We start from the raw sequence: 3,119 nt of genomic DNA, 5'->3' as shown, positions 1-3,119 counted from the left end.
TCTGCACGTCGGGGTCGGTGATCGTGACCGCGCTGAACGGCTTGACCGTCGCGCTGTCGTTGATCTGCTGGACCAGCGTCGTGACGTTGGTGATCGTCGGCGCGTCGTTGACCGAGGTCGAGACCACGGTGGTCGTGTTGTTGGTCACCGCGGCGGCGACGCCGTCGTTGACCGAGAGCGTGAAGGTGGTGGTCTCGGTCGAGCCCGGGGTGACGCGGTTGGCGGTCGGGGTGAAGACCACCGCGCGCACCGCCGTCTGCGCCGCCGACGCGGTGCCGGTGAAGCTCCACACGCCGGTCGCCGCGTTGTAGCTGCCGCCGCCGCCCGACAGCGCGCCCTTGGCCGCGCTGTCCAGCGTGATTGTCACCGTCTGCGTCTGCGCCGGGCTGTCCGCGTCGGTGATGGTGACGCTGGCGAACGGCGACACCGTGGCGTTGTCGTTCACCGTCTGCCCGGCCGAGGCCCCGCCGATCACCGGCGCGTCGTTGACCGAGGTCGAGACCACCGTGGTCGTGTTGTTGGTCACCGCGGCGGCGACGCCGTCGTTGACCGAGAGCGTGAAGGTGGTGGTCTCGGTCGAGCCCGGGGCCACGCGGTTGGCGGTCGGGGTGAAGACCACCGCGCGCACCGCCGTCTGCGCCGCCGACGCGGTACCGGTGTAGCTCCACACACCAGTGGCGGAGTTGTAGCTGCCGCCGCCGCCCGACAGCGCGCCCTTGGCCGCGCTGTCCAGCGTGATCGTCACCGTCTGCGTCTGCGCCGGGCTGTCCGCGTCGGTGATGGTGACGCTGGCGAAGGGCGAAATGGTCGCGTTGTCGTTCACCGTCTGCCCGGCCGAGGCCCCGCCGATCGCCGGCGCGTCGTTGACCGAGGTGGTCACCGTCGAGATCGAACCGCTGCTGACCGCCCCGGTGCCGTCGTTGACCGACACCGAGAAGGAGGTCGTCTCCGTCGTGCTCGGCGCGATTGCGTTGCTGCGGGGCTGGAACACCAGGGCGCGGATCGCCGCCTGCACGGTGCTGCCGATGTTGCTGCCTGACGAGAAGGTGCGGGTGTAGACGTAGTCGCTGCCGCTGACCGTGCGCGTCCAGCCGGTCGCCGAGGCGCTGGTGAAGTCACCCCGGTTGGCGCCGTTGGTGATCGTCACCGTCGCGTCCATGCCCTGGACGTCGGCGTCGGTCACCGTCAGGGCGGAGAAGGGCGACACCGTCGTCGTGTCGTTGACCGCCTGGTTGGTCGCCTCGCCGCCGATCACCGGCGTGTTGTTGATCGAGGTCGAAACCACCGTGGTCGTGTTGTTGGTCACCGCGGCGGCAACGCCGTCGTTGACCGAGAGCGTGAAGGTGGTGGTCTCGGTCGAGCCCGGGGTGACGCGGTTGGCGGTCGGGGTGAAGACCAGCGCCCGCACCGCCGTCTGCGCCGCCGACGCGGTGCCGGTGAAGCTCCACACGCCGGTCGCCGCGTTGTAGCTGCCGCCGCCGCCCGACAGCGCGCCCTTGGCCGCGCTGTCCAGCGTGACCGTCACCGTCTGCGTCTGCGCCGGGCTGTCCGCATCGGTGATGGTGACGCTGGCGAACGGCGACACCGTGGCGTTGTCGTTCACCGTCTGCCCGGCCGAGGCCCCGCCGATCGCCGGCGCGTCGTTGACCGAGGTGGTCACCGTCGAGATCGAGCCGCTGCTGACCGCCCCGGTGCCGTCGTTGACCGACACCGAGAAGGAGGTCGTCTCCGTCGTGCTCGGCGCGATTGCGTTGCTGCGCGGCTGGAACACCAGGGCGCGGATCGCCGCCTGCACGGTGCTGCCGATGTTGCTGCCCGACGAGAAGGTGCGGGTGTAGACGTAGTCGCTGCCGCTGACCGTGCGCGTCCAGCCGGTCGCCGAGGCGCTGGTGAAGTCACCCCGGTTGGCGCCGTTGGTGATCGTCACCGTCGCGTCCATGCCCTGGACATCGGCGTCGGTCACCGTCAGGGCGGAGAAGGGCGACACCGTCGTCGTGTCATTGACCGCCTGGTTGGTCGCCTCGCCGCCGATCACCGGCGTGTTGTTGACCGAGGTCGAGACCACGGTGGTCGTGTTGTTGGTCACCGCGGCGGCAACGCCGTCGTTGACCGAGAGCGTGAAGGTGGTGGTCTCGGTCGAGCCCGGGGTGACGCGGTTGGCGGTCGGGGTGAAGACCACCGCGCGCACCGCCGTCTGCGCCGCCGACGCGGTGCCGGTGTAGCTCCACACACCAGTGGCGGAGTTGTAGCTGCCGCCGCCGCCCGACAGCGCGCCCTTGGCCGCGCTGTCCAGCGTGATCGTCACCGTCTGCGTCTGCGCCGGGCTGTCCGCGTCGGCGATGGTGACGCTGGCGAAGGGCGAGATGGTCGCGTTGTCGTTCACCGTCTGCCCGGCCGACGCCCCGCCGATCACCGGCGCGTCGTTGACCGAGGTCGAGACCACGGTGGTCGTGTTGTTGGTCACCGCGGCGGCAACGCCGTCGTTGACCGAGAGCGTGAAGGTGGTGGTCTCGGTCGAGCCCGGGGTGACGCGGTTGGCGGTCGGGGTGAAGACCACCGCGCGCACCGCCGCCTGCGCCGCCGACGCGGTGCCGGTGTAGCTCCACACACCATTGGCGGAGTTGTAGCTGCCGCCGCCGCCCGACAGCGCACCCTTGGCCGCGCTGTCCAGCGTGATCGTCACCGTCTGCGTCTGCGCCGGGCTGTCCGCGTCGGTGATGGTGACGCTGGCGAAGGGCGAAATGGTCGCGTTGTCGTTCACCGTCTGCCCGGCCGAGGCCCCGCCGATCACCGGCGCGTCGTTGACCGAGGTCGAGACCACGGTGGTCGTGTTGTTGCTCGCGGTGCCGCCGTCGCCGTCGCTGGTGGCGATGGTGAAGGTGGTCGTCTCGGTCGAGCCCGGGGCCACGCGGTTGGCGGTCGGGGTGAAGACCAGCGCGCGCACCGCCGTCTGCGCCGCCGCGGTCGTGCCGGTGAAGCTCCACACACCAGTGGCGGCGTTGTAGCTGCCGCCGCTGCTGCTCGACAGCGACCCCTTGGCCGCGCTGTCCAGCGTGACCGTCACCGTCTGGTTGGCGCTGTCCGCGTCGGTGATGGTGACGCTGGCGAAGGGCGAGATG

General features: G+C 70.7%; 1 protein-coding gene. It reads right to left on the bottom strand.

Annotated features, from left to right (window positions below; genetic code table 11):
* Positions 1-3,119: beta strand repeat-containing protein (locus ACSVC7_RS32480; protein WP_483509156.1), on the bottom strand; the 3,119-nt coding region annotated here is incomplete at both ends.

It is taken from the genome of Azospirillum mesophilum (assembly GCF_053470405.2).
Note: the sequence above shows the minus strand (reverse complement) of the source record. Positions and strands in the feature narration are given on the sequence as shown.